This window comes from Streptomyces sp. NPDC033136, from assembly GCF_055578235.1.
The window spans coordinates 1-24404 of sequence record NZ_JBVIPD010000003.1 but is presented as its reverse complement, the minus strand read 5'-3'; the positions used below and the strand labels follow the sequence as shown (position 1 = coordinate 24404).

Here is a 24404-nt window from a genome sequence, read left to right as displayed (position 1 = left end):
CGAGCGAGCGCGAGCGATCGCCGAAGGACGCAGCGGGTTCAGTCACTGACTGACGCCCTGCCGGGCCTCCACCCGCCGGCGCCGGCTCTCCCGCGGCGGCGACCGGGCAGCCCGCCCTGCCCCCACCGCATCGCCTGGTCGCACGCAGGGCGGCGGCGTGACGATGCTCCCGGCCGGTGAGCAAGGGGGGCGCGGCGGCGCTCCCCTCACCATCACCTTCCGTGCAAGGTGGCGACGTAGTAGGCGTTGAGGGGGTCGCCGTCCACGGACTTGATGTCGACATCTGCGAAGCCGGCTTCCCGGAGCATCCGCACTGCTGTCTCCTGCCCCCAGACAGTGCCCAGCCCGGCTCCGCCGGTGCTGAGCGAGGTCGTCATGCAGTAGAAGACGGAGAAGCCGTAGAGCGCGGGCCCGAAGGGATGGCCGATGTTCTCCTCCAGCCTGCTGGAGGCGGCGATGTCGCCCATGAGGAACGTGCCGTCCTCAGCCAGAGCCCTCCTGATCGCTTCCAGCGTCTCGGCCGGCCGTGCCAGGTCGTGGATCACGTCGAAGGCGGTGATGAGGTCGTACGTGCCGCTGATCTCCGTCGAGTCGCCGAGGGTGTAGCGGAGGTTGCCCAGGCCGGAGCGGGCCGCCCGCGTACGTGCGACGTCGATCCCCGCCTCCGACTGATCGATGCCGTGGAAGCGGCTGGCGGGGAAGGCCCGCGCGAGCACGAGAGGAGCGTGTCCCTGTCCCGTGCCGACGTCGAGAACGTCGATGCCCTCGCGCAGCCGCTCCGTGAGCCCCGGGACCAGTGGCACGATCGTGTCGACCAGTGCCTGGTCATAGACCCGGGCGGTTTCCTCGGCCTGCAACGCCTGGAACCGCGGATAGGCCGAGTACGGCACGCCTCCTCCCTCGCGGAAACTGCGTACGACCTGCTGCTCGACCTCGCCCATGAGGGCGATGTAGGGCATCATTCCGGCCAGGCACTCCGGGCCGGCCGCGGTGGTCAGCGAGGCGGCGTGCTCGGACGGCAGCGTGTAGCGCTGCCCCTCCGGCTCGTACTCCACGAAGCCGCCCACGACCATGCCGCCCAGCCACTCGCGCACATACCGCTCGTCCAGATCCGCCGCCTTGGCGATCTCCGCGCTGGTCGACGGGGGAAGGGAGGCCAGGGTGTCGAACAGGCCGCACTGATGGCCCACGCTGGTCAGCAGGGCGAGCACGCCCTTGTTCAGGACATCGGCGACTTCGCCCGCGAACGCCTCCTGCCTCGCGGGGTCCGGGGGAGCCTGGTGCGTTTCACGAGTGGACATGATCGCCCCTTCGGTCAAGGCGGCTGAGACGCACGGCCAGAACGAGACCTTTTTGTCATGCTAAGCCCGTATCGCCGACCAGGCCGTCACGGTGCTGCCTCCCCCTGGCGGGCGTCTCCAGCGGGCGAGGACGGGACACGGGGCCGCTTGTCGAAGACGTACGCCGTGTAGCGCGCGACGCGCTCGATGGCCTGGTGGGCCCGGATGACGGCGAGGGCCTCGTCCCACTCGCGGGCGTCGAGACTTCTCAGGCCGGGCCACCGCACGCACAGGGCCTGCCGGCCGGCCCGGGTGGACGCGGTGCCGGCGAACAGGGCGCAGAGCTGGGCCGCCCGGTGGAGTACGGGGGTGGTCCAGTCGAGGACATGGCGTGTGGTGAAGCCGGCGGCGGAAGCCATCAACGGGTAACGCTCGTACGGTTCGAGGTCGTCGAAGCGCCAGGTGCCGCGGACGAGGCCGTTCGGGTCGAGGGTCCCGATCGGCTGATCCGTACGGGAGGTGACATCCACGAGGACGAGCCGCCCTCCGGGGCGGAGCAGCCGGAAACCTTCGCTCAGGAAGGACCTGCGGCCCTCATGGCCGAAGTGGAAGGCGGCCTCCAGGCAGTGCACCCGGTCGACGGAGCCGTCCGTCAGCGGGATCTCCGCTGCCCGCCGCGGCAGAGCGGTGGCGTCGGCGACGGCGAATCGCGCGCCGGAACAGCCACCGAAGCGGCGGCGTGCCTGGGCGATCTGCGCGGGCTGGATGTCCACCCCCAGGGCCCGGCATCCCGCGGCGCCCAACCGTGCCGTGGTGTCACCGCGACCGCATCCGGCATCCAGGACGAGCTGTCCGGGCCGGGCGTCCAGCAACGCCAGCGACCGGCGGGCCAGACGGCGCTGAAAGGGCACAGGCCCTGCCAGAGGCACGACCGGCAAGGTGGGCAGCGTGAAGTAGCCGATGTTGGCCAGGCTGTCCCAGCCGAGGTGCCGGAGCACCCGGAAGAGCACGCTGTCGTCGCTGTAGGCACTCGCCAGGTTCCCGCCGTCACTCATCCCGCAACCTCCGCTTCCGGGGCGCATCTGTGGCCCGCTGCCCGTGTCACCGCACAGACCTGCACCTACACTGAGCCCATAAAGGACGTTCGTGACATACCGGAACTGCCATGCGCCATCAGCGGATGCTCGTACCGGTCCTCGCCCTGGCCCTTGTCATGCTGCCCGCGATCTCCGCACGGGCGCAGGGTGAGGAAGTCCCACGCGGCCCCACGTTCTCCGCGCGCGCTCTGCAGGCGCTGATCGACGGTATCCAGTTCGGGGTGATCATCGCGATCACCTCGGTCGGGCTCTCACTGATCTTCGGAACCATCCATCTGATCAACTTCGCGCACGGTGAGTTCGTCACGATCGGCGCCACCTTCGCGTTCTTCCTCAACGTCTCCGCGGCGGGTCCGGGCTGGCACCTGATTCCCGCCGCTCTCGCCGCGGTGGTCTTCGGCGCCCTGCTGGGCGCGGCGGTCGATCGCGGCATCTGGCGCCCGCTGCGGGCCCGGGGCACCGGGCTGATCAACATGTTCATCGTCACCATCGGGCTCTCGCTGCTGCTGCGCCACGTCGTACTCGTGCTGTACGGAACCCGTCCCGCCTCCTACGCGCAGTACGACATCCAGAGCACGATCGACCTGGGGCCGGCCGGCATCACGCCACGGGACCTCACGGTCACCCTGCTCGCCGTGCTGGTGCTGCTCGGCGTCGCCGCGCTCCTGCAGAAGACGCGGATCGGCACGGCCGTCCGGGCCGTCTCCGCCAACCGTGACCTCGCGGAGGCGTCGGGCATCGACGTGCAGCGGGTGGTGCTGTTCGTGTGGATGCTCGGCGGCGGGCTGGCCGCGCTCGGCGGTGTCTTCTTCGGCCTGGTCGAGATCGTCACCTGGGACATGGGCTTCAAGCTCCTGCTGCTCATGTTCGCCGGGGTCATCCTCGGAGGGCTCGGCTCCGCCTACGGAGCGATGGTCGGCAGTCTCGTCATCGGCATCGTCGCCCAGATGTCCACCCTGTGGTTCCCGGTCGACCTGCAGTACGCCTGGGCCCTGCTCGTCCTCATCGTCGTCCTCCTCGTCCGGCCGCAGGGCATCCTCGGCCGGGCCGAACGCGTCGGGTGAGGGGTGCGCCATGGACTTCTCGGACATCGTCTCCAACGCCCTGCGCTCGGGAATCGGCCCCATCGCCGCCGTCTACGCCCTCGCCGCGATGGGACTGAACCTGCACTTCGGCTACACGGGGCTGCTGAACTTCGGCCAGGTCGGATTCATGCTGGTCGGCGGCTACGGGCTCGCCATCACGGTGTCGACGTACGACGGTCCGATGTGGCTCGGCGTCCTGGGCGGCATCGCCTGCGCGATCGTGCTGGCCCTGCTTCTCGGTCTGCCCACCCTGCGGCTGCGCGCCGACTACCTCGCCATCACCACGATCGCGGCGGGGGAGACGCTACGGCTGTTCTACCGCTCCAGCTGGGCCGAGCCGGTCACCGGCGGGGTGTTCGGGCTGCAGAGGTTCGCGAACGACTTCTACGCGCTCAACCCTTTCGAGCCCGGCACCTACGGCGTGTGGCTCGTGAGGTTCGGCTCCCGCGACCTCTGGGTCATGACCGTCGGATGGACGCTGGTGCTCCTGGCCGGAATCCTGCTCGCCCTGCTGATCCACAGCCCGTGGGGCCGTGTCATCCGGTCGATCCGGGAGGACGAGGTCGCCGGGCGCAGCCTCGGCAAGAACGTCTACGCGTACAAGATGCAGAGCCTCGTGCTCGGCGGCGTCATCGGGGCGGTCGCGGGCATGATGCAGGCGATCCAGGTGCAGTCCGTGAACCCGGACAGTTACGATCCGGCCGTCACGTTCTTCCTGTACACACTGCTCGTCCTCGGAGGTGCCGGGCGGATCCTCGGTCCGGTTCTCGGCGCGATCCTGTTCTGGTTCGTCCTCAGCTTCCTCGACAGCGCGCTCCGCCAGGCCATCAACGCCGACTACATCTCGCCGGACCTCATCAGTACCTCGGAGGTCGGCGCGGTGCGCTTCGCCCTGGTCGGAGTCGCCCTGATGCTGCTGGTCGCGTTCCGGCCGCAGGGGATTCTCGGCAGCCGGAAGGAGATGCTGCTCAGTGGCCGCTGACCCTGTCGGATCCCACCCGGACCGGCTCTCCGCGATCGATCCCGAGCCGGGGGTGCGCAAGCCCGATCCCCTGCTGGTTCTGGACCAGGTGACCCGTACCTTCGGAGGCCTCGCCGCCGTGCGGGTCGAGCACCTGGAGGTCCAGCGCGGGGTCATCACGGCGCTCATCGGGCCCAACGGCGCCGGCAAGACCACACTGTTCAACGTGGTGAGCGGGTTCGACCGGGCCGACGGCGGCCGGTGGTCGTTCGACGGACGGCCGCTCACCGGCGCCCCGGCGCACCGGGTGGCGCGGCGCGGAATGGTCCGTACGTTCCAGCTCTCCAGAGCGCTCGCCCGGCTCACGGTGCTGGAGAACCTTCTGCTCGCCGCGCCCGGTCAACGCGGCGAGCGGGCGCTGCCCGCGCTGCTGCGACCGCTGTGGCGCGGGCAGGAGCGGGAGCTCGAGCGCCGGGCGGACGAACTGCTGGACCGGTTCCGGCTCGGGCACCTGCGTGACGACCACGCCGGCACGCTCTCCGGCGGTCAGCGCAAACTGCTGGAGCTGGCCCGCGCACTGATGACCCGGCCGGTCATGCTCCTGCTCGATGAGCCGATGGCCGGGGTGAACCCCGCGCTGACCCAGTCGCTGCTCGGACACATCCAGCGGCTGCGGGACGAGGGGCTGACGGTGTGCTTCGTCGAGCACGACATGGACGTGGTGATGGGCATCAGCGACTGGGTGGCCGTCATGGCCGACGGCCGCCTGGTGGCCGAGGGCCCACCGCACACGATCGGCCGGAACGCCGCCGTCGTGGACGCCTACCTGGGCAAGCGGCACGACGAGCCGGAGGCGACCGAGGAGAGGGATGAGGAGGAGTAGCGATGTCCGTCGAGGAACAGGCACCGGTACTGGCGGCCGACGACATCGTCGCCGGATACGTCCCTGGTGTCGATGTGCTGCGCGGATGCAGCGTCGAGGTGCGGCCGGGCGAGGTGGTCGGCGTGATCGGCCCCAACGGCGCCGGCAAGTCGACTCTGATCAAGGCCGTCTTCGGGCTGCTGCGGGTGCGCGGCGGGACTGTGCGCCTGCGCGGCTGGGACGTGACCGGCCGGCCCGCGCACGAGCTGGTCCGGCGGGGCGTGGGCTACGTTCCGCAGCTGCAGAACGTGTTCTCCACACTGACCGTCGAGGAGAACCTGCGGATGGGAGTCTATCTGCGGCCCAAGGACCAGGCGCGGCGGGTCGCGGCGGTCGAGGAGCTCTTCCCCGTCCTGGCCGACCGCCGCGGGCAGAAGGCCGGCGCGATGTCCGGCGGCGAACGCCAGATGCTCGCGATGGCCCGCGCGCTGATGATGGAGCCGCAGCTGCTGCTGCTCGACGAGCCGTCGGCCGGCCTGTCACCGCTCCATCAGGACCATGTCTTCGAGCAGTGCAGGACGATCAACAGCGCGGGCGTCGCCGTGCTCATGGTCGAGCAGAACGCCCGCAGGTGCCTGCAACTCTGCGACCGCGGCTACGTCCTCGACCAGGGCCGCAACGCGTACACCGGCACGGGTACGGCCCTGCTGCACGACGAGAAGGTGATCGAGCTCTACCTCGGCACGCTCGCCCGCGTCCGTTGACTCCCGCTGTCCTCCCGGTCACTCCTCGGCCGTGCTGGTCTCGGTGCGCAGGGTCTGCAACTCTCCCTCGTCGTTGTAGCCGTAGACCTCGATCGTGGCCTGGCCTGGTTCGCCCTCGTCGGTGAAGTCGAGCGGGCCGCTCACACCGTCGTAGTCGATGTCCCTGCCGTCGGCGATCAGTTCCTTGCAGGCGGCGAACGAGTTGCACTTCTCGCCGTCCTTGGTGATCCCGTTCATCTCCTTGACGTACTCGCGGGGATCGTCCGTCCCCGCCTTCTCGGCGGCGAGCGCGATCGTTGTCACGCAGTCGTACACCTGCGGTGCGAACTGCAGCTCCTGCAGGTCCGGCGCGAATTCCTTGAGGTCGTTCACGTACTGCTCGTTCGACGCCGATGCCGGCGCGGTCCCCTTCATCCCGGAGAGCCTCTCCGGCTGGCCAGGGGCGACCAGCGAGGGCAGCTCCTCGCTGCGCAGTCCGTCAGCGCCGTAGACGCCGATCTGGTCGGGCCCGAGTCCGGACTCGATCATGCCCTGCAGGATCTGGGTGCCCTCCTCGAAGGCGATCACCACGGCGGCGTCCGGCCTGGAGTTCTCCACCTGCTGGACGACCTGGTCGAAGTTGGTCGCCTTCGGGTCGTAGGTCTCCGCGAGCGTCACCGTCGCACCGGCGTCCTCCAGCGACTCCCGGGTGGCCTCCATCAGGCCGCGCCCGTAGTCGTCAGCCCGTGCGACCAGGGCCACCCGGTCGTGGCCGTCCTCGCGGACGACATCCGCCAGGACGGGCCCCTGCAGGGCGTCGCTCGGGACGGTACGGAAGTAGTAGCCGTCGTCCTCGTAGTCGGTGAACGTGGGAGCGGTGTTCGACCCCGAACACTGCACGACGCCCGCACCGGTCACCCGGTCGATGAACGCCAGCGACATCCCGGAAGCGGCGGCGCCGATGACCGCGTCCACGCCTGCCGAGAGGACCCGGTCCGCGGACTGCGCGGCAACGGCCTCCTGGCCCGCCTCGTCACTGGCGACCACATTCGGCACGAACTTGCCCAGGACCCCGCCGGCGTCGTTGATCTGCTGTATCGCGAACTTCAGCGACTCGATCTGGGGCGGACCGAGGTAGGCGAGCTGTCCCGTCTCCGGCAGGACGTAGCCGAACTGGAGCTCACCGTCGCCCGGCTCGGCCTGGGCGGTGCCCGTCGTACCTCCGACGGCTATCACAAGAGCGGCCGCGCTCGCGAAGATCGCGGACCGCCGTATCGACGCTTTCATCTCCGCCTCCGCTCGTTACAGGCGGCGGTGGTCGACTGGCCGGCCAACCGCCCGCCATCTGTACACGAGGTTAGATCTCTTTTGGAGTCCGGAAAAGAACAAAGAATACACTTTTGTGATGGAACGTGCTCCCGCCCCGGCCTCCGTTAAGTGCACCGTCCATCCGGGACCCGTTCCTCCAGCCGGGTCCCCAGCAAGCTTTGCCCGGCCCCGATGTCACGTCGGCCCGGGTGCCGTCATCCAGCGCCACTGGGTGAACGCTTCCAGGCTGGCCGTGCCGCCGATGCGCGAGCCGTTGCCGGAGATGCCCATGCCACCGAAGGGGGCGTTCGCCGCGTCCTTGGCGGAGACGTCGTTGATGTGCACCATGCCGGTGCGCAGTTGTCCGGCGACAGCGGTCGCCCTCGGCACGGAACCGGAGTGCACGGCGGCCGTCAGGCCGTACGCGGTGTCGTTGGCGATCTCGACGGCCTCCGCCTCGCTGCGAAAGGGAATGACAGGGGCGACCGGACCGAAGATCTCCTCACGGAACGCCGGCATGGCTCGGTCGACGCGGTCCAGGACGGTGGGCGGGTAGAAGAGCCCGTCGCGTCGGCCGCCCGTGAGCACCCGCGCCCCGACGGCCACGCTCTCGTCGACGATGCGCTCGATCCGGGTGGCCTGCCGCTCGCTGATGATCGGGCCGACGCCGACCCCCTCCAGGCGGGGGTCGCCGAGGCGCATGGTCCGCGCGTGCCCGACCAGCGCGTCGGTGTACGCCTCGACCAGGTCGGCATGGACCAGGTGCCGGCCGGCGGCGACGCACGCCTGTCCCTGGTACCCGAAGGCGCTCATGGCTCCGGCCAAGGCGGCCGCCTCCACATCGGCGTCCTCGAGCACGACGAACGAGTTCTTGCCGCCGAGTTCCAGGACGACCCGCTTCAGTCCCTCACCCGCCACACGGGCCACCTCGCGTCCGGCCTCGACGGAGCCGGTGAACGCGACCATGCCGACATGAGGATCCGCTGCGACCGCCTGCCCGGTCTCCGCCCCGCCCGGCAGGACGTGCAGCACCCCTTCGGGCAGGCCGGCGTCCTCGAAGAGCCGCGCGACGAGGACGCCTCCGGACACCGGCGTGAGCGGGTCGGGCTTGAGGAGCACGGTGTTGCCCAGCGCCAGTGCGGGCGCCAGCGCGCGCACCGCGAACAGGAGCGGCGCGTTCCACGGGTTGATGACGCCGACGACGCCCAGCGGCACCCGCCATGCCAGACTCGTTCCACCGGGGGTCTGAGGGGTCAGGACCTCGCCCCTGGGCAGGGACGCGAGTCCCACGGCGTGCGACAGTTGGGCGAGGGCAGCGATGATCTCGTAGTCGCCCTTGACGGGGACGCCGGCCGACTCGCGGACGATCCAGTCGCGGAACGTGGCACTGTGCTCACGGAGCGCGGAGGACGCGCGCAGCAGGACCTCGACACGGTCGGAAGGAGCTGCCGCGGCCCAGTCTCCCGCGGCCTGGGCGGCCCGTGTCCCGGCCCGGGCGACGTCCGCCGGAGAGGCGATGCCGATGTCGGCCAGCACGTGTCCCGTGGCCGGTTCGCTCACTTGGCGTGTGCCGCCCTCGGATTCGCGCCAGCCGGCGCTGTAGATCTTCCCGGCCCACTCGGCCTGGTCCGGCCACCTGTCGCCGTTGCCGGTCATGGGTGCCGCCCTCCGTCCGGGGTCGGTGCCGCCGTCCTGACATGAGGACCGGTACATGCCCGTCTGCCACTCTTATTGTCTAGTGTCGTAAGTGTGCAGGTGCGCCGCACCTCGGGCCGGGGCGCTTCTGGGTCGTAGGCGCCAGGGCGGAGTGAGGGCAGATGACGTCATGAACGGATCCGCGTCCGCCGGGGACGACGGCCCGAGCGCCTGGTCGCAGGAACGTGTCGACGGTGCGGCGACGGCCAAGATCGTCGTCGATGATCACGGTGTCGTGACCGAGTGGAACGAAGGGGCTCGCCGGCTGCTCGGTTACCGGGCCCCAGAGGTGGTCGGCCGGAAGGCGGCCGTGCTTCTCGCGGACGCCGCTCCGTCCGACGTGCCGAACTCGCTGAACGGCCTGCGGAGGTGGAGCGGCACGGCCACGCTGCTGCACCGGGACGGTTACCACCTCACCGTCGGGCTGCTGGCCCATCACCGGCAGACCGACGGGGAGGACTGGCTGCTGGTGTCACCGGTGACACGGCCCGCACCGACGCCCGACGACGATACGTTCGTGCGGCGTAGTTTCGCCCAGGCTCCCTACGCGATGGCTCTGTACGACACCGGACTGCGGTTGCGCTGGGCGAACGCGGACATGGAACGTGTGATGGGCCTGCCCGAGCAGGAGATGCGAGGCCTGCGAGTGACGGAGATCGTCCTCGACCCGGAGAGCGAACGGACCGAGGAGGGCATGCGGACCGCGCTGGAGACCGGCCGTCTCCAGGAGCTCGGAGCCGCACTGCACCTCGCCGGCCACGAGCGGGAGAGCGTGTGGTCGGTGTCCCTCGTCCCCGTGCGGGGCTCCGATGGGAGTTTCGAAGGTGTCCTGCTGTCGGCACACGACGTGACGGAGCAGCACCTCGCACGGCAGCGACTGGTCCTGGTCAACGACGCCAGCCTGCTGATCGGCAGCACCCTGGACCTGACCCGTACCGCTCAGGAACTCGCCGACGTGGCCGTCCCGCGGTTCGCGGACTTCGTCACCGTCGATCTCCTGCCGGCGATCGAGGGGGGTGAGGATCCGCCACAGGGTTCTCCGCGCGGTCCGGTGAGGTTGCGCCGGGTCGCCTGCCAGTCGGTTCTGGAGCGCTGCCCCGAAGCCGTGGTGCCGTGCGGCACGGTCGCGGCCTACCCCGAGGGTTCCACCGCGGCGGAGTGCCTGGCCGCGGGGCGGCCCCTCATCGAGCACATCACGCCCGCCGCCCTGGAGGATCTTGACCGGACGGGCCCGGATCGGGCCGAACGCATGCGGCGGTTCGGGTTCCACTCGGTGCTGGCGGTACCCATGCGTGCGCGTGGCCTCATCCTGGGGGTGGCCACGTTCTCCCGCCACCGCCGGCCCAAGCGCTTCGAGCAGGACGACCTGCTGCTGGGCCAGGAGATCACCGCTCGCGCAGCCGTGTGTATCGACAACGCCCGGCGGTACACCCGCGAGCGCGACACCTCCCTCGCCTTGCAGAGCAGCCTGCTGCCGCAGGGTCTCCCCGAGCAGGCGGCTCTCGACGTCGCATCCCGTTATCTGCCCGCCAGCGCCCGGGCCGGTGTCGGCGGCGACTGGTTCGATGTCATTCCGCTCTCTGGTGCCCGGGTCGCCCTGGTCGTCGGGGACGTCGTGGGTCACGGCATCCAGGCCTCGGCGACCATGGGGCGACTGCGCACCGCCGTACGCACGCTGGCCGATGTCGACCTTCCCCCCGACGAGTTGCTGACCCACCTCGACGACCTGGTCAACCATGTTGCCGGCGGCGGCGACACCACGGCCACGCTCGACGGCGACATCGGCGCCACCTGTCTGTACGCCGTGTACGACCCGGTCTCCCGCCACTGCGCTCTGGCCCGCGCGGGCCACCCCGTGCCGGCCCTGGTGGCACCTGACGGCACCGTCGAGTTCCTCGATGTTCCGGCAGGCCCTCCCCTCGGCGTGGGCGGCCTGCCCTTCGAGTCGACCGAGCTGGAGCTGGCCGAGGGCAGCCTGCTCGTCCTCTACACGGACGGGCTCGTCGAGGGCCGTGGCCGTGAGGTCGACGAAGGGGTCACCGCCATGCGCGAGGTGCTGCGCCGACCGGCCCAGGATCTGGAGGCCGTCTGCGATGCCCTGCTGCGCACCCTGCTCGTGGATCGCGCGTCCGATGATGTGGCGCTCCTCGTGGCCCGCACCCGAGCCCTCGACGCCTCCCACGTGGCGACCTGGCAGGTGACGCAAGACCCCGCCGCGGTCGCCGAGACGCGCAAGGCCGCTTGCCGGCAACTGTCCGACTGGGGCTTGGACGACGCCGTGTTCGTCACCGAGTTGGTCGTCAGCGAACTGGTCACCAACGCCATCCGGTACGGCCGGCCTCCCATCGAGCTCAGACTGATCTACGACCGCACCCTCATCTGCGAGGTTTCGGACGGCAGCGGTACCGCTCCCCACCTGCGCCGGGCCCGTACCTTCGACGAAGGTGGACGCGGGTTGCTTCTTGTCGCTCAGCTCACCCAGGGCTGGGGCACCCGTCAGATCACCAACGGAAAGACCATTTGGGCTGAGCAGTCGCTTCCCGGCGACGGAGGTGCCTAGCGGGCCGAGACCCGTGCGGCCGTAGTGCCGGCCTGGCGGCGCGGCAGCACATGCGCCGCGTTGACCAGAGATAACACCGAGGCTCGGCGACGGCCGAGCAGCGCTGACGGCGGTCCCGCCAACTGCTTCGACCCGGCTGCACAGGTCCAGGGGCCTGACCGGCCGGGAGATCGACGGCAACCTTTTCGCCGTCCGCGGCCACTGAGCAGTGCGACACCGACACGCTCTTCCGAACGGATGAACATGCAAGAGACACGCCAGGCCGCGAGGCGGCGCAGGCACAGACGCCGGCTGATGGTGGGCACCGCCGCGGGGCTGGTCGTCACAGGTCTTCTCGTCGGCCTGGTCATGACGATCCAACCCGACCGGAAGGAGCGTGCCGGGCGGGCCCCGGCCACGGCCGTCGCCACCTCCCAGGGGGCTCTCCCGCAGGCGTCGCCTGCGCGGAAGTCCGCCACACCTTCCCCGTCCGCCACCTCCACGACCCCGTCGGCCGGCGCTGCGAGCCCGAAGGCATCCCCAACCCCGCCCGTGGCACCTTCGTCGGCCCCCGCACGGAAGGCTCCCGCCACGTCGTCCCTGGCCGGACGCATCCGGCCCAAGGTCACTTATCAGGGAGTCGCCACCGTCTACGAGGCCGGAGTCGGGGACGGCGCCTGCTCGTACGGCCCGAGCGACGACATGATGATCGCGGCCATGAACACCACCGACTACGAGACCTCCAAGGCCTGCGGGGCATACCTGCTCGTCCGCGCGGCGAACGGCGCCTCCGTCACGGTCCGTGTCACCAACGAATGCCCCCTGCCCTGCGCGCCGGGGCAACTCGACCTCAGTGAACAGGCCTTCGCCGAACTGGCCCCCACCTCGACCGGCCGGATCGCGATCACCTGGAGCCTGCTGAGCCCCGGCACGCCGGGCACGCTCTCGATCCGCTACAAGACCGGATCCAGCCCGCACTGGTGCGCCATCCAGGCGATCGGCCACCGCAACCCGCTCGCACGGCTGGAGGTCCGCGCCGACGGCGGCTGGCGCCCACTGGCCCGCACCGAATACAACTACTTCCTGTCCTCCGACGGCAGCGGATGCGGCGGCGCGATCAGGCTCACCGACATCTACGGAGAACGACTGACCGTCAACGGGATCGCGCTGCGGCCGGAAACGGTGCAGCCGACACGGGTCCAGTTCGCACGGCACTGACCCCGCCGCCACCAGTGGCGGCCTCCGGGGCCCGCCGCTGGGCGTGGAGAACTCAGGCGGACCCGGAGGGCGGCCCTGTGTCACACCGTGGTGCAGGCAGTGCCGTTCAGGCTGAAGTCGGAGGGCTTGCCCACGGTGCCGCCGGAGGTGCCCTGGAACCCGAAGCTCGCCCGGCCGCCGGCCGCCACCTCTGCGTTGTGGGCCACGTTGCTCGCCGTGACAGCTCCTGACGACCCGGACAGGTTCGCGTTCCAGGCGTTGGTTATCCGCTGCCCGGAGGGGAGGGTGAACGCGAGCGTCCAGCCGCTGACGGGGGAGGAGCCGGTGTTGGTGAGGGTGACGTCGGCGGTGAAGCCGCCCTGCCAGACGTTCGTCGCGTACGTCACCGTGCAGGCCGTGGAGCCTCCGGGGCCGCCCGGTTCACCGGAGGAGCCCGTGTCGACGGTGGAGGAGAACGAGTTCACGGCGAGGCCCGTGCCGTTCTGCCAGGGCTCGAAGCCCGCCTGAACACTCGTCAGGTACCAGCTGTTCCGCGCGAGTCCACGGGAGACGGCCTCCCGGGCGAAGTCCATGACGTCGAAGCTCCAGCTGCTGATCGCCGACGGTGCGACGAACGACAGCACGTCGTTCGAGCCGTTACTGCCGGACCACACCTGCCATGCGCGCCCGGCCACCGTGGCGGTGCCGGCCTGGGAGCCGATGGGCTGGATGGACCCGACCTTGTTGAACCAGATCATGATCTCCGTCCGGTTCACGCCGTCGGTGCGGGGCGTGGGGTCGAGCCAGATGTCGTAAGAGGCGTTGTACGCCCCGCCGTTCACGTAGGTGTAGGAGACGCTCGTGGGCGCGGTGGAGATGGTGCTGAGCTGAGCGGGAAGCGTGGTGCCGGGCGAGCAGTTGGTGTAGTGACAGCCGTTGTAGACGGACGGGTAGGACTTCGGAGCGCCGTTCGTGGGGACGGACCCGTCGGCCTGGGTGATCCTGAACCCCGAGTCGGTGACGGCGATGCACTGGGTGTCGTTGGTGCCCCAGCGGTTGTTCTGGACCACATAGCGGCCCTGGATGGTCGAGGTCCCGAAGGGTTGGCAGAGCGTGGTGTCGGCCTGTGCCACTGATGCTGTGGTCAGTAGCGCGGCGAGCGAGACGAGCGAGGTGAGCAGCGCGCCGAGCAGGCCACGCGCGCTGGGGGCATGGTGCGGTGAAGGACGCATGCGGATCCTCTTCGCAGGAGTGGGGGAGGGAACGGCAGTGCTACCGCAGCCTGGCAAATGGGAGCGCTCCCAATTCCGGGTTCGGCAGGGACTGTAGGGATGAAACAGGTACCTGACAAGAGGGGCGACGTGAACCTGTCCCCCGATGTCCGGGGACGCGGGTCGGACAAGGGCGCCGAGACGCAGCGCTCCGGCTTCGGGAGTGCCCCCCCGGTGGGTCAGCCGACGAGGGTCAGGTCGACTCGCGTACTACCAGCTCCGTACGGAGGATGACGTGGCGCCATGCCACGGCGCCCTCCTCGATCTCCTCCAGGAGCAGTCGGACCATGGCCCGCCCGATCTCCTCGATCGGCTGCCGCACCGTCGTCAGCCGTGGTTCGGTCCGCTGGGCCAGCGGAAAGTCGTCGAAGCCGATCACGGCGACATCCTCGGGCACCCGGCGCCCGGCCGCGCGCAGTGCCTCGAGTGCCCCCGCTGCCGTGGTGTCCGACGCGGCGAGGACGCCGTCGATGCCGGGATGCCGTTCGATGAGTTCGGCCATGGCTCGGCGCCCGCTCTCCGCGGTGAAGTCGCTTTCCGCGACACGGGTCTGCCCGCCCTCCAGGCCCGCCAGCGTCAGGGCGTCTTCGTAGCCGCGCAGCCGGCACTGAGAGGCGTACAGGTCGAGCGGCCCGGTGATGGTCGCTATGACTCTGCGGCCCTGTTTCACCAGGTGGGAGACGGCGCTGCGGGCTCCGCCGACGTTGTCCGCGTCGACGTAGCTGACGTATTCCTCCCCCGAGCGGCGCCCCAGCAGCACGGTCGGCAACCGGGCTTCGGCGAGCATGTCCGGCAGCGGGTCCCCGGCGCGCAGGGACATCAGCAGGACTCCGTCGACCCGGCCGCCGCGCGCGTACTCGAGGAAGCGCTGCCGCTCGGCGTCCGAGCGGACCAGGGTCAGCAGCAGTTGGAGCCCGGTGTCTGTCAGCGCGTCTCCGAGGGAGCGGACGATCTCGGAGAAGAAGGGCTCAGCGAACCGCCTCCAGTCCGGCTCCGTCATGACCAGGGCGACGGCGTCGGCTCGCCGCCCGGCCAGGGAACGGGCTGCGAGATTGGGCACGTACCCCAGTTCCTCGATGGCCCGCAGTACGGCCCGACGCGTCGACTCCTTCACGCCCGCCGCGTTGTTGATGACGCGGGAGACGGTGCCTCGTCCCACCCGCGCGTGGGCGGCCACCTCCTCCAGCGTCGGTGTCCCCGGGCGTCGCCTGCCCATGACCACCTCCCCCACCAGATCGCCGATCTTACCGGCGGGAGGCAAGCGAGCACACGGCTTCATCCGCGCCAAAAGATCAGGTGATCGTCCTGCGCCCAAGGGGCTGGGAGCGCTCCCGTTCTCGTAGGAGGTACGGGCGTCTCCGGCTGGTCACCGCAGGCGGAACTCGCTGCCCACGGCTCCGGTTCCACGTGATGGAGGAGGCCGAGGATCCGGGGCCGCCCGAGAGGAGCGGCCCCCCGTTCCGAGGGGTGCAGGCGTAGATGCAGGATGCGGGGGTACTAGCGCGGCGGCGTCGACTGCGCACAGTCGGCAGCGACGGTTGGCTTCGGTGGGAGGGGTATGCGATGGCGCTCATGAGCATGGCGGCAACGGAAACGCAGGCGCGCGAGTTGCCGGAGGTCGCCGATCCCTCTCGCGTCGCGCCGAAGGATGCCCGCGAACTGTCCAAGCTGTTCTTCGACCGGCTTGCGGTGCTGGAGGAGGGCACACCCGAGTACCAGTACGCGCGGAACACACTGATCGAGATGAACATGTCCCTGGTCCGCTTCGCGGCCGGCCGGTTCCGCAGCCGGGGGCCGGAGGAGATGGAGGACATCGTTCAGGTCGGCATGATCGGCCTGATCAAGGCGATAGACCGGTTCGACCTCACCAGGGAGGCGGAGTTCACCTCCTTCGCCGTCCCTTACATCGTGGGTGAGATCAAGCGGTTCTTCCGGGACACCACCTGGGCCGTGCACGTGCCCCGCCGACTGCAGGAGGCCCGCGTCCACCTCGCTCGCGCCACGGAGGAACTGCGCGGCCGGCTGGGTCGCACCCCGACAGTGAAGGAACTGTCGGAGCTGATGAGCCTTCCCGAGGAAGAGGTGCGCGAGGCGCGCCTCGCCGCGAACGGCTACAACTCCTCTTCTCTGGACGCGACCATCAGTGGCAGCGAGGACGGCGAAGCGGCGCTGCAGGACTTCATCGGCGCCGACGACCGGTCGCTGGAGCTGGTGGAGGACTTCCACACCCTCGCCCCGCTGATCGCAGAACTCGGCGAGCGGGACCGGCAGATTATCCACATGCGGTTCGTCGAGGAACTCACCCAGGCCCAGATCGGCGAACGTCTGGGCGTCTCACAGATGCATGTCTCCCGACTGCTGTCGCGCACCCTGGCCCGGTTGCGGGAAGGCATGCTCACGCCTCAGTGAGCAGGCGTCCCGAGCGTGGCGGGCAGGCCGGATGCCGCTTCTTTCTCATTGCCCATGCCGCGGTCGTCCTGCGTGCCCTGTGCCCCCTGTCGGCCCGGTGCCGCTCGCCCTGGTCGCGCGCACGTACTCGGTCGCCCGCGTGGGCCCGCTCGGGAAGAGCTGTGCAAGGAGCTGCCGGGCCGTCAGTTGGCTCGGTCGGGCCAGCCCGGCGGGAGGTCGCCGGGGGCCGTGGAGATGACGGTGTCGTCGTCGGCGCCGACGAACTCGAAAAGGGTGATCCTCGCGAATTCCGGGACCACGCAGACCGGGTAGGTCGGGCCCTCGTCGCGATACCTGCGCATCTCGTCGAGGTGGTCGTTCTGATACAGGACAGTGCGCTCGCCGTGCTCCTCGACCCAGTGCGGGAAGAAGATCACGCCGTGCAGGCGGCGCTTGCCGGGCATGACGTTGACGCAGACCGACGTACCGGTGGGCTCGTTCCACGAGACCTTGTAGTGGTCGTCGTCCAGTTGGACCAGGTCGACCCCCTGGTCCTTGACCCAGCGGCCGCCCACCATGCCGGAGTGGATCCGGTAGTCGATGGCGGCCGGGTTCTTCACGTACATCTCGTACTGCCAGCCGTTGGCATAGGTGTAGATGAAGCGGTGGCCGACGATCCCGGAGAGGTCCTGTGGGGGCACGGGGTTCCGGACGGTGGTCTCGTGGGCTCCGTTGCTGATCACGTCGTTCTTCCTTCGCGCTTGCCGCGGTGGGGTGGCCTGCATACATGCGTGGGGAGAGGATCTGCCGGGCCTCCGCGAGGCGCGGATCGAGTTCCTGAGAGTCCTTCCCGGCGCCGGCGCCCTCGCCCTCGCCCTCGCCCTGGGCGAGGTTGCCACGTCTACGGGTAGCCACCTCGACAGTCAGTAACCTGGTGCGCGCCATGAGCGCATCGGGCCTCGAGTGCAGGCCGTCGTCGACCGGCCCGGGTGCGGTGAATCTCGTGGCCTGCCCTCGTGTCCTCGATCTGCTCAGCCGGTACGACCGGGTGAGCACGGAAGCACTGAGGCGTGCCCTGGCTACCCTCGCGCCGGGCAGCCGACAGGCCATCGATGAGGCGCTGCAGGCGCTCACCGATCTGATCGGCGCCCTGGAGGGGCAGCGCGACTGCCCCCGGGCCATGGACGCCGGGACATGCGAGGTGGGCGCGGGTGGCAGGGGTAATACGCGGCGGCCCGGGCCTGGCGAGTGAGGCGTGAGGCCGGCAGGTCGGGGTATTCGTTTGCAGCTGGACGGGAGGGGCCGCGACGCCTGGGGAGGTCGAAGTGGCCCTTCCCCTTGCCTTGGCCACCGTCACCCTGCTGTGGCCCCTGATGACCGTCCGAAAACCGCCGGACCGCCCACGGCGCGCTGACGGACCGAAGCAGCGTACGGGCGCAGGTCGCAGTCGTGTGGTCGGCGGTCAGGGGAGACCGGCTCTTGCCGGCAGGTGAAGGTGGTAGTGCCGATTCTCGACCCGCCCGCCAAGAACGGAGCCCCCGGCATCGGGAAACCGGCGCGAGCCGGAAACGAGAATCCGCTGCCTCCGTGAGGAGGAACCCACCGCAGTGCGTGGAGGTGGGCGGTCCCTCAGGGGCAGCCGTTCAGGCGATGGACGCCGAAATGACGGCGGAGACAGCGAGGTTGCAGGACGCCGTCACCCAGACCGCGGGATGAGGCTCTGCCTCGACCAGCGTCGCGCCCAGGCGCCCCGGCGTGATCAGGTCCACCACCAGGAACGCCAAGGCCATCATCACCAGCCCCAGCAGCCCGAAAACAGCAGTTGAGACCAGTCCCTTGCCGAAGTCCTCGTATGTCGTCCAGATGGACGTGAACACGATGCCACCGATACCGAGCAGTGCGGAGCTGAGTACCGCGGCGGCGTTGCGATTGCGCTGCTCCCAGATCTGTCGGCCGAGCTTTCCGGGCGTCAGCACGTCGACCAGGACGATGCCGAGGACCAACAGGACCAGTCCCAGGCCGCCGTATGCGGTGGCCCGCCCGAGTCCGTTGACGATGTCGCTCATAGGGTTGCCGACTCCGAAGTCGTAGGGATCGTGAGTGATCGCGGTCAAGGAGAGGCAAAATGTAGCGCACACGTTCCGGCCGCTGATCGTCGCCCGGGCCTCTGTGAGGATCACCGGCGGGAGGACGCACCCTGGTTGCTGCCGGGCCCGCCTGAAATCCCGCGACCTTGCCGGCCAGGCCAGGGCTCCCAGCAGCTCAGCCCTGTTTCCTCTCGGCCGCGCGGTGACGAGCACCCAGCACCAGTCAGGGAGGACCGTGCCCGGGGCCAGCGGGCCCCTGGAGGTTCGGGGAGCGCATCGCACCCGCCGTCTTGAGCTGGTCGGCGTGCAGGAGCTGAGGTAAGAGCGGACTCCCGTCGGCAGGTCCGGGACGGAGTCCGCTCGGCCGCGCTGATGGGGATCAGGCCGTGTGAAGGGTCAGCCCGTACCGGTTGAGGATCTCGTTGACGGGCTGGTGCCAGGTCTGGCCGCCGCCGGTGCAGTTGCCCCAGCCGCCGGAGGTGACGCCTTGGGCCTGGTCGCCGCTGATGAAGGAGCCTCCGGAGTCGCCGGGTTCGGCGCAGACGCTCGTCTTCGTCATCTGGTGGACGGCGCCCTGGCTGTAGTTCACCGTCTCGTTCTTCGCCAGCACGGTGCCGCAGTGCCAGTGAGTGGTGGAGCCGGAACGGCAGACGGAGGCTCCCACCGGGGCTTCGGAGGAGCCGCGGACGAGCTGGTCGGGAACCGTGCCCCAGCCGAGCACCACCGGTACGGTCCACCAGCCGCTGCCCACGTTCACCCAGGCGTAGTCGTTGCCAGGGAACGAGGACCCCTGGAAGTTGCCGAGGTACGACCGGTCCCAGCCGTACACCGAGGCACTCGGCGAGCCGCAGTGCCCGGCGGTGACGAAGCCGCCGTGCACCGAGAAGCCGATGGAGCAGCGGACGTTGCCGGTGTAGCAGGGGTCGCCCCCCACGGTGCCGGCGGCGAAAAGCCGTGGTGCGGCGGGGCCTGCCGCACCGTCACGGGGCCCGCTCGGCGGGTTTGGGCGAGGAAGGCCCGGACATCGTTGTCGTGGCGGTGCGCGGCGACGATGTTCACGATGACCTATGCCAATCCTTGCCCGTGTGCGGTGGGGGCGAGCGGCGTCGGCGTAACCCCAAGCCGATGACCTACCATTAATCATCCATGGAAGATAGTTCTTTGGAAGATGAGTGATGGCTGACCTGAAACAGCTGTACCGGGAGCTGGTCTCGCTGGAGATCGAGCTGTGGAATGGCATCGAGGGGAGGTTGCGGGCGGAGCATGACCTGCCGTTGACCTCGTTCGAGGTGCTGCATCTGCTGCTGCGTCGGCCCGGGCGGCGGATCCAGGACATCGCGGAGGAGTTCTCGATCACCGTGGGCGGCACGAGCAAGGTGGTCGATCGGCTGGAGTCGGCGGGGCTGTGTGAGCGGCGGGCCAATCCGAACGACCGCCGGTCCTCGGTCGTCGAGTTGACGGCTGAGGGGCGGAAGCGGGTGGACGGGGCGCTGAAGGTCTTCGAGGACGAGCTGGAACTGCGGATCGGGTCGGTGATTCCTGAGAAGTCGGTGCGCGAGGTGACTGCGGTCCTCAGCACACTGCGGGCAGCCGGACGGGCCCTGGACGCGGAGCGGAAAGCCGCCGGGCAGACGCCGGTGCCGAGCATGCGGGCGCCGAAGGAGCCCGGCCGGCCAACGTCGTGAGCCGCGACGGCCTGCGCAGTGCCCGTGGGCTGAGGGAGCGGGGCCGGGGCCGGACGAGTGCGCTCGCGCGGCCCCGCCCCCTCAGCCCGCAGGTCAGTCGGCGATGCCGTCGAAGGCGATGACTGTGTCGATGTGGCCCCGGACGAGGAGGTTGCCGGGGCCGCCGTTGCGTGCGGCGTACTCCTCGGTGCGGCCGGCGCCCATGTAGCGGGCGCCGAGGCGTCCGCCCCAACGCAGCCTGTCGTCGGCGTCCTCGGAGATCTCGGCGCGTCCGTGGAGCAGGACGAACGCGTACGGGGGCCGGTCCTCGTCCACGCAGAGGGCGAACCGTCCGTCGCGCGCGAGGTTGCGGCCCTTGGCCCCGCCCGTCTCGGTGGTGAGCACGATGTCGTCGCCGTCCAGGAGGAACCAGACCGGTGTCACGTGGGGGCTGCCGTCGGCGCGGACGGTCGACAGCTTGCCGGTGCGGGTGCCCTGTGTGACGAACGCCCGCCACTGCTCGTCGGTCATCTTCCGCATGCGGGTGCCTTTCGCGTTCGTACGGATCGACTCGTGGGTGTCCGAGGGTGGTCGCCCTCGGACACCCGGAGGTTCAGCCCCAGAAGGCGTCTTCGGCGGCCGGGTCGCCGGAGAAGAGCCACATCTCGGCGATCTTGCCGTTCTCGATGCGCAGGACGTCGACGCCGTCCATGCTCATCGACGCGCCGTCGTGGCGGCCGGTGAAGTGGATGGTGGCGGCGACCAGGTCGCCGTTTCCCATGAGGGCATGGATCTCGTCGATGGCGAAGGTGCCCCGGCTGGTCTCCATCATGCTGCCGAGCATCTGGAAGACGGCGTCCTGGCCCTTGTGCTCGCCGGAGAACCGGTTGGCGCCGGGCTGGTGCCAGACGATGTCGGTGTCGAGGAGTTCGCCGAGAGCAGCCATGTCTCCGGTCTGCACGGCCTGGAAGTAGGTGCGGGCGATGTCGATGTTCGCTCTGGTCATGTTGCTTGCTCCTTGTGGTTCTTGGGTTGGGGGAGCGGTGGCTATCGGGCGAAGTCGAGTCGGTCGGCGAGGCCGGCGTCGGTGAAAGCCGCCTCGATCTCGTCTCGGCCTTCCTTGAAGTGGGCCCAGCTGTCGAAGTGGGCGGGGACGACCCGGCGGGCGCCGAGCATCTGCGCGGCCTGGGCGCCCTGGGCGCTGTCGAGGGTGAGCAGGGCGCCTTCGAAGGCGAAGGCCATACGGGCGCCGCCGAGGAAGAGAATCGCGGTGTCGACGGGAGCGAACCTCTCGGCGATCTCCTCGACATGCTCCAGGGCGGCGTTGTCGCCGCTGACGTAGACCGAGGGCAGGTCGTCGGAGGTGAGCATGAAGCCGACGACGTCGCCGGTGACCGGTTCACAGCCGACGGGGCCATGCCGGGCGGGCACGCCTGTGACGGTCACGGTGCCGCCGTCGGGCCGCTTGAGCTCGGCGGTCTCCCAGAAGGCCAGCCCCTGTGCGTTGCCGCCCAGACGACCGGCACCGCTGAGCGTGGTGAACACGACCGGAACCTCGGGCAAGAAGGCGCGGCCGGCGTTGTCCAGGTTGTCGTCATGCGTGTCGTGGGAGAGCAGGACGGCGTCGATGCCGCCCAGGTCGGCGGCGATCACAGGCGACGGGTCGGTCTTGACGAGCCTGTGGTCGCCGGGGAGGGGCATGGGGTACTCGCCGGGCGGGTCGAACGTGGGGTCGGTGACGAACCTGAGCCCGCCGTACTCGAACACGGTGGTCGGGCCGCCGTAGACACGGACGGGGATCTTTTCGCTGGTGGCGCTGGGGCCGGACATCGGTAAACCTCCAGGCGGTGAACAGTGGGGACGCGGCCCTGCGGGAGCGGTCAGGCGGCGGGTACGGAGAAGACGCCGAAGTGGTTGCCGGTGGTGTCCCCCCCGGCATCCAGCAAACCATTTACATTCCATGGAAGCAACTTCCGTGAATTATTGTTCCATGGATGTGGGTTCGGTCGTCGTCAGCCGGTCGGCGCGGACGGCACAGGAATCCAGCCTCTCGGACGCGCACGGCCGGGTCAGCAGGAAGGAAGTACGCCATGGAACCGGTCGAGATCGAGACGAAGACACCGATCCAGAAGTCGAGGGCCCCGTCGAACGACCACGTCACAACCCCTGCCCGGCAAGTCCGTGACCGCTCTGACCCGAAACGCCGACGCCGTCGTGGACGGCGCGCAGCGCGTTGTAGCCGGCGGCTACGGCTCCACGGCGGAACCGACTGAGGTATACCGCGGCGCTGAAGGGTGTTCGTGCACCTGCCGGTGGTCTCCGAAGAGGACCGCCAGACCTACGCGCGCAACATCGTCGCCGCTGTCCGCGCCGCCCGCCCGGCCTCGATCCGAACCGACTTCCCGGCTTCCTGAACGTCGCACCTGGGCATCGCCGACGCCCATGGTGTGGCCCTGGTCGGTGCAGAGTGGACGGTCCACTTCATCTTCCTCGTCAAGTTCAGCGTGTTGAAGCCGGGCGAGACTCGGCGTGGGCATTGCTTCTGCCACTTCGTTAGGCCACGCCCATGCCTTGGCCGGCCCGCGAAGTGCGCCTTGTCATCCGGATCGCACCCGGAGCCGAGTTGTCGCCGCGCCGGGCGGGGCCCCGGCGGCGGAACGACCGGTGTCAGGACAGCAGCATTCGTGTCCAGGCCACGGCCATGAACGCGCAGGCGATCGAGAACAGGCTCTGCACGCCGCCGCTGACCGGCATTCTCAGGCGGAAGTGCACGACGGCACCGGTCACCGCCACGGCCGGAAGACCCCAGACGACGAGCCACATCAGGACGGGAACGTCACGGGAGCCCGCGGTTGTGGAGGAGTGCGGCGAGGGCGCAGTGCCCATGCCGACCGCGAAGTGCAGCACTGCGGCGACCACGATGATGACCGCGTCCGCGACCAGGAACAGCAGGGCGAGCGCGATGTCGATCAGCCGAGATGGACGTTCGCGGCTCTGGGAAGGCGCCGGGGTGTCCTGGTCGTCCTCGGGCCGTGAGGTCATGACCAGACTGCATCACGGAATGACGTCTTCAGCCCCCGTCCGGGACCGTATAGGGACCCGACTGTGACCAGCCGTCACCACACCAGGGCCACGGTGGCGCCCAGGGTGACCAGGTGGTTGGGATGTGGCTTCCTGCGGCCCGGCGCCGGCCCCGGCGCCACAAGAGCCTGCTGGTGTCACCCGGCCGTGCCGCTCAGGTCCATCGCAGTGCTGGCCGACTCGTGGCGGGTCAGGTACGGCCGCCCAGCGGGCCCGGAAACCCATGTGCCTTCGGGGTTGGGCGCTCTGCACGGACCGGCGGGGGAGGGGCGCTGGTGTCCAGGAACAACGTGGCTCCAGGCGAAGGTAGTTCAGAACGCGGGGAGGGGGCTCATCGTCGTCACGCCGATGAGGTCTACCGGTTTGCCATGGGCCGGGTCGCTCCGACTTCAACATCAGGCACTCAGGGCTGGGACCGCTGTGTCGACGTAACCCTTGATGGCGTCGCTGATGAAGTCGTGGCTGCTGTCAGGATCGAGGGCCTGGGCCTGGAGGTGCTCGTACATGGCGGTGTACCGCTGCACGTCGGAGGCTTTCTCCAGGTAGAGGTCGCTGGTGAAGCGTTCGAGGTAGACCGTCGCTGTCTCGGGGCTGTCGGCGAACTTCAGGATGGAGAACTGTCCTGACAGGCCTGAGTGGGCGCCTGCCGTGTAAGGGAGAACCTGGACCGTGATGTGCGGCTCGGCCTCCAGTGCGTTCAGGTGCTCCAGTTGTTCATGCATGACGCTCGGGCCGCCGCCGACGCGCCTGAGTGCGGATTCGTCCAGGACGAGCCACAGGCGCAGCGGGCAGGACAGGTCGTAGATGCGGTGCTGGCGACGCATCTGCACCTTGAGGCGGGTGGCGCCTCTCCGGCCGTCGGCGGAGGGACCGTTTGCCGGATGACGGCCTGGGCGTAGGCAGGGGTCTGCAACAGGCCGGGGATCGCTGTGGGCTCGTAGGTGTGGAGGGAGGCGACGTCCGTCTCCAGGCCGATATAGACGCTGTTGGAGAGGTCGCCATAGGGGTGCCACCAGCCCCGCTGGCCGGATTCCCGGGCCATCTTCATCATTGAGCAGTGTGCATCGTGACGTTGCAGGTCACGGGTCTGGTATGCGCGGGGTTCGCGATGCTCGGGCTGGTCGCGGGCCGATGGCCATGGTGTAG

At 69.6% G+C, this 24404-nt stretch carries 21 protein-coding genes and 2 pseudogenes; 9 read left to right on the top strand and 14 right to left on the bottom strand.

What is annotated here, in order from left to right; translation table 11 throughout:
• Positions 1-212 precede the first annotated feature (212 nt).
• The gene (locus tag ACZ5TL_RS05785) at positions 213-1301 is read right to left on the bottom strand and encodes a class I SAM-dependent methyltransferase (RefSeq protein WP_468588074.1); all 1089 of its coding nucleotides are present in this window, start codon (positions 1299-1301) and stop codon (positions 213-215) included.
• Positions 1302-1387: 86 nt separating this feature from the next.
• Positions 1388-2335: a class I SAM-dependent methyltransferase gene (locus ACZ5TL_RS05780; RefSeq protein WP_468588072.1), complete on the bottom strand. Its 948-nt coding sequence runs from the start codon at positions 2333-2335 to the stop codon at positions 1388-1390.
• A 110-nt stretch (positions 2336-2445) separates the two neighbouring features.
• Between ACZ5TL_RS05780 and ACZ5TL_RS05775 the strand changes: the two genes are divergently transcribed.
• From ACZ5TL_RS05775 to ACZ5TL_RS05760, 4 genes are read left to right on the top strand one after another with little or no spacing between them, the layout of a single operon-like run.
• Positions 2446-3441, top strand: a complete 996-nt coding sequence (locus ACZ5TL_RS05775; RefSeq protein WP_468588070.1) for a branched-chain amino acid ABC transporter permease — start codon at positions 2446-2448, stop codon at positions 3439-3441.
• A 10-nt stretch (positions 3442-3451) separates the two neighbouring features.
• Positions 3452-4444 carry a branched-chain amino acid ABC transporter permease gene (locus tag ACZ5TL_RS05770; RefSeq protein WP_468588068.1) on the top strand — a complete coding sequence of 331 codons (993 nt, stop codon included), beginning with the start codon at positions 3452-3454 and terminating at the stop codon, positions 4442-4444.
• Complete coding sequence (locus ACZ5TL_RS05765; RefSeq protein ID WP_468588066.1) at positions 4434-5306, top strand: ABC transporter ATP-binding protein; 873 nt, start codon at positions 4434-4436, stop codon at positions 5304-5306. Before ACZ5TL_RS05770 ends, ACZ5TL_RS05765 begins: the two co-directional genes overlap by 11 nt.
• A gap of 2 nt (positions 5307-5308) precedes the next feature.
• Positions 5309-6049 carry an ABC transporter ATP-binding protein gene (locus ACZ5TL_RS05760; RefSeq protein WP_468588064.1) on the top strand — a complete coding sequence of 247 codons (741 nt, stop codon included), beginning with the start codon at positions 5309-5311 and terminating at the stop codon, positions 6047-6049.
• 18 nt (positions 6050-6067) lie between these two features.
• On the opposite strand, the gene ACZ5TL_RS05755 is transcribed toward ACZ5TL_RS05760, so the two are convergent.
• Both ACZ5TL_RS05755 and ACZ5TL_RS05750 read right to left on the bottom strand, forming a co-directional pair.
• Positions 6068-7315 (bottom strand): ABC transporter substrate-binding protein, encoded by a 1248-nt coding sequence (locus ACZ5TL_RS05755; RefSeq protein ID WP_468588062.1) that lies wholly within the window; start codon positions 7313-7315, stop codon positions 6068-6070.
• Between the two features lie 216 nt (positions 7316-7531).
• Positions 7532-8992, bottom strand: a complete 1461-nt coding sequence (locus ACZ5TL_RS05750; RefSeq protein WP_468588060.1) for an aldehyde dehydrogenase family protein — start codon at positions 8990-8992, stop codon at positions 7532-7534.
• Positions 8993-9161: 169 nt separating this feature from the next.
• On the opposite strand from ACZ5TL_RS05750, the gene ACZ5TL_RS05745 reads away from it, so the two are divergent.
• Positions 9162-11591 (top strand): SpoIIE family protein phosphatase, encoded by a 2430-nt coding sequence (locus tag ACZ5TL_RS05745; protein WP_468588058.1) that lies wholly within the window; start codon positions 9162-9164, stop codon positions 11589-11591.
• Between the two features lie 531 nt (positions 11592-12122).
• Entirely contained in the window at positions 12123-12788 is a 666-nt protein-coding gene (locus ACZ5TL_RS05740; RefSeq protein WP_468588056.1) for an expansin EXLX1 family cellulose-binding protein, read from the top strand.
• A gap of 80 nt (positions 12789-12868) precedes the next feature.
• On the opposite strand, the gene ACZ5TL_RS05735 is transcribed toward ACZ5TL_RS05740, so the two are convergent.
• Positions 12869-13999, bottom strand: coding sequence for a glycoside hydrolase family 12 protein (locus ACZ5TL_RS05735; RefSeq protein WP_468588054.1), 1131 nt, complete (start codon positions 13997-13999; stop codon positions 12869-12871).
• 232 nt (positions 14000-14231) lie between these two features.
• Positions 14232-15254, bottom strand: a complete 1023-nt coding sequence (locus ACZ5TL_RS05730) for a LacI family DNA-binding transcriptional regulator (RefSeq protein ID WP_468588052.1) — start codon at positions 15252-15254, stop codon at positions 14232-14234.
• Between the two features lie 347 nt (positions 15255-15601).
• Between ACZ5TL_RS05730 and ACZ5TL_RS05725 the strand changes: the two genes are divergently transcribed.
• Entirely contained in the window at positions 15602-16447 is an 846-nt protein-coding gene (locus tag ACZ5TL_RS05725; RefSeq protein WP_468588050.1) for an RNA polymerase sigma factor SigF, read from the top strand.
• A gap of 182 nt (positions 16448-16629) precedes the next feature.
• Here ACZ5TL_RS05725 and ACZ5TL_RS05720 read toward each other — a convergent pair whose 3' ends face one another.
• Entirely contained in the window at positions 16630-17169 is a 540-nt protein-coding gene (locus ACZ5TL_RS05720; protein WP_468588048.1) for a phenolic acid decarboxylase, read from the bottom strand.
• Between the two features lie 200 nt (positions 17170-17369).
• On the opposite strand from ACZ5TL_RS05720, the gene ACZ5TL_RS05715 reads away from it, so the two are divergent.
• Positions 17370-17678: a hypothetical protein gene (locus ACZ5TL_RS05715; RefSeq protein WP_468588046.1), complete on the top strand. Its 309-nt coding sequence runs from the start codon at positions 17370-17372 to the stop codon at positions 17676-17678.
• 391 nt (positions 17679-18069) lie between these two features.
• Here ACZ5TL_RS05715 and ACZ5TL_RS05710 read toward each other — a convergent pair whose 3' ends face one another.
• Positions 18070-18492, bottom strand: coding sequence for a DUF350 domain-containing protein (locus ACZ5TL_RS05710; protein WP_468588566.1), 423 nt, complete (start codon positions 18490-18492; stop codon positions 18070-18072).
• Between the two features lie 400 nt (positions 18493-18892).
• Positions 18893-19578, bottom strand: a pseudogene (locus ACZ5TL_RS05705) (S1 family peptidase); the annotation flags it as partial.
• A gap of 110 nt (positions 19579-19688) precedes the next feature.
• Here ACZ5TL_RS05705 and ACZ5TL_RS05700 point away from each other — a divergent pair.
• Positions 19689-20198 (top strand): MarR family winged helix-turn-helix transcriptional regulator, encoded by a 510-nt coding sequence (locus ACZ5TL_RS05700; RefSeq protein WP_468588044.1) that lies wholly within the window; start codon positions 19689-19691, stop codon positions 20196-20198.
• A 93-nt stretch (positions 20199-20291) separates the two neighbouring features.
• Here the strand turns inward: ACZ5TL_RS05700 and ACZ5TL_RS05695 are convergent, their stop codons facing one another.
• The 5 genes and pseudogenes from ACZ5TL_RS05695 to ACZ5TL_RS05675 form a co-directional block, all read right to left on the bottom strand.
• Positions 20292-20717 carry a PPOX class F420-dependent oxidoreductase gene (locus ACZ5TL_RS05695; protein ID WP_468588042.1) on the bottom strand — a complete coding sequence of 142 codons (426 nt, stop codon included), beginning with the start codon at positions 20715-20717 and terminating at the stop codon, positions 20292-20294.
• A 73-nt stretch (positions 20718-20790) separates the two neighbouring features.
• Complete coding sequence (locus tag ACZ5TL_RS05690) at positions 20791-21183, bottom strand: nuclear transport factor 2 family protein (RefSeq protein ID WP_468588040.1); 393 nt, start codon at positions 21181-21183, stop codon at positions 20791-20793.
• Positions 21184-21224: 41 nt separating this feature from the next.
• The gene (locus tag ACZ5TL_RS05685; protein ID WP_468588038.1) at positions 21225-22007 is read right to left on the bottom strand and encodes an MBL fold metallo-hydrolase; all 783 of its coding nucleotides are present in this window, start codon (positions 22005-22007) and stop codon (positions 21225-21227) included.
• Positions 22008-22844: 837 nt separating this feature from the next.
• Positions 22845-23219 carry a hypothetical protein gene (locus tag ACZ5TL_RS05680; protein WP_468588036.1) on the bottom strand — a complete coding sequence of 125 codons (375 nt, stop codon included), beginning with the start codon at positions 23217-23219 and terminating at the stop codon, positions 22845-22847.
• 434 nt (positions 23220-23653) lie between these two features.
• Positions 23654-24300, bottom strand: a pseudogene (locus tag ACZ5TL_RS05675) (DUF5753 domain-containing protein).
• Positions 24301-24404: the final 104 nt, after the last annotated feature.

What these genes read in the sequence shown, in the direction of transcription:
- ACZ5TL_RS05745 (WP_468588058.1), top strand. Translation starts at nt 9,162, where the DNA reads ATGAACGGATCCGCGTCCGCCGGGGACGACGGCCCGAGCGCCTGGTCG.
- ACZ5TL_RS05710 (WP_468588566.1), bottom strand. Translation starts at nt 18,492, where the DNA reads ATGAGCGACATCGTCAACGGACTCGGGCGGGCCACCGCATACGGCGGC.
- ACZ5TL_RS05770 (WP_468588068.1), top strand. Translation starts at nt 3,452, where the DNA reads ATGGACTTCTCGGACATCGTCTCCAACGCCCTGCGCTCGGGAATCGGC.
- ACZ5TL_RS05695 (WP_468588042.1), bottom strand. Translation starts at nt 20,717, where the DNA reads ATGCGGAAGATGACCGACGAGCAGTGGCGGGCGTTCGTCACACAGGGC.
- ACZ5TL_RS05755 (WP_468588062.1), bottom strand. Translation starts at nt 7,315, where the DNA reads ATGAAAGCGTCGATACGGCGGTCCGCGATCTTCGCGAGCGCGGCCGCT.
- ACZ5TL_RS05715 (WP_468588046.1), top strand. Translation starts at nt 17,370, where the DNA reads ATGAGCGCATCGGGCCTCGAGTGCAGGCCGTCGTCGACCGGCCCGGGT.
- ACZ5TL_RS05725 (WP_468588050.1), top strand. Translation starts at nt 15,602, where the DNA reads ATGGCGCTCATGAGCATGGCGGCAACGGAAACGCAGGCGCGCGAGTTG.
- ACZ5TL_RS05690 (WP_468588040.1), bottom strand. Translation starts at nt 21,183, where the DNA reads ATGACCAGAGCGAACATCGACATCGCCCGCACCTACTTCCAGGCCGTG.
- ACZ5TL_RS05700 (WP_468588044.1), top strand. Translation starts at nt 19,689, where the DNA reads ATGGCTGACCTGAAACAGCTGTACCGGGAGCTGGTCTCGCTGGAGATC.
- ACZ5TL_RS05780 (WP_468588072.1), bottom strand. Translation starts at nt 2,335, where the DNA reads ATGAGTGACGGCGGGAACCTGGCGAGTGCCTACAGCGACGACAGCGTG.
- ACZ5TL_RS05760 (WP_468588064.1), top strand. Translation starts at nt 5,309, where the DNA reads ATGTCCGTCGAGGAACAGGCACCGGTACTGGCGGCCGACGACATCGTC.
- ACZ5TL_RS05680 (WP_468588036.1), bottom strand. Translation starts at nt 23,219, where the DNA reads ATGACCTCACGGCCCGAGGACGACCAGGACACCCCGGCGCCTTCCCAG.
- ACZ5TL_RS05735 (WP_468588054.1), bottom strand. Translation starts at nt 13,999, where the DNA reads ATGCGTCCTTCACCGCACCATGCCCCCAGCGCGCGTGGCCTGCTCGGC.
- ACZ5TL_RS05785 (WP_468588074.1), bottom strand. Translation starts at nt 1,301, where the DNA reads ATGTCCACTCGTGAAACGCACCAGGCTCCCCCGGACCCCGCGAGGCAG.
- ACZ5TL_RS05685 (WP_468588038.1), bottom strand. Translation starts at nt 22,007, where the DNA reads ATGTCCGGCCCCAGCGCCACCAGCGAAAAGATCCCCGTCCGTGTCTAC.
- ACZ5TL_RS05750 (WP_468588060.1), bottom strand. Translation starts at nt 8,992, where the DNA reads ATGACCGGCAACGGCGACAGGTGGCCGGACCAGGCCGAGTGGGCCGGG.
- ACZ5TL_RS05775 (WP_468588070.1), top strand. Translation starts at nt 2,446, where the DNA reads ATGCGCCATCAGCGGATGCTCGTACCGGTCCTCGCCCTGGCCCTTGTC.
- ACZ5TL_RS05730 (WP_468588052.1), bottom strand. Translation starts at nt 15,254, where the DNA reads ATGGGCAGGCGACGCCCGGGGACACCGACGCTGGAGGAGGTGGCCGCC.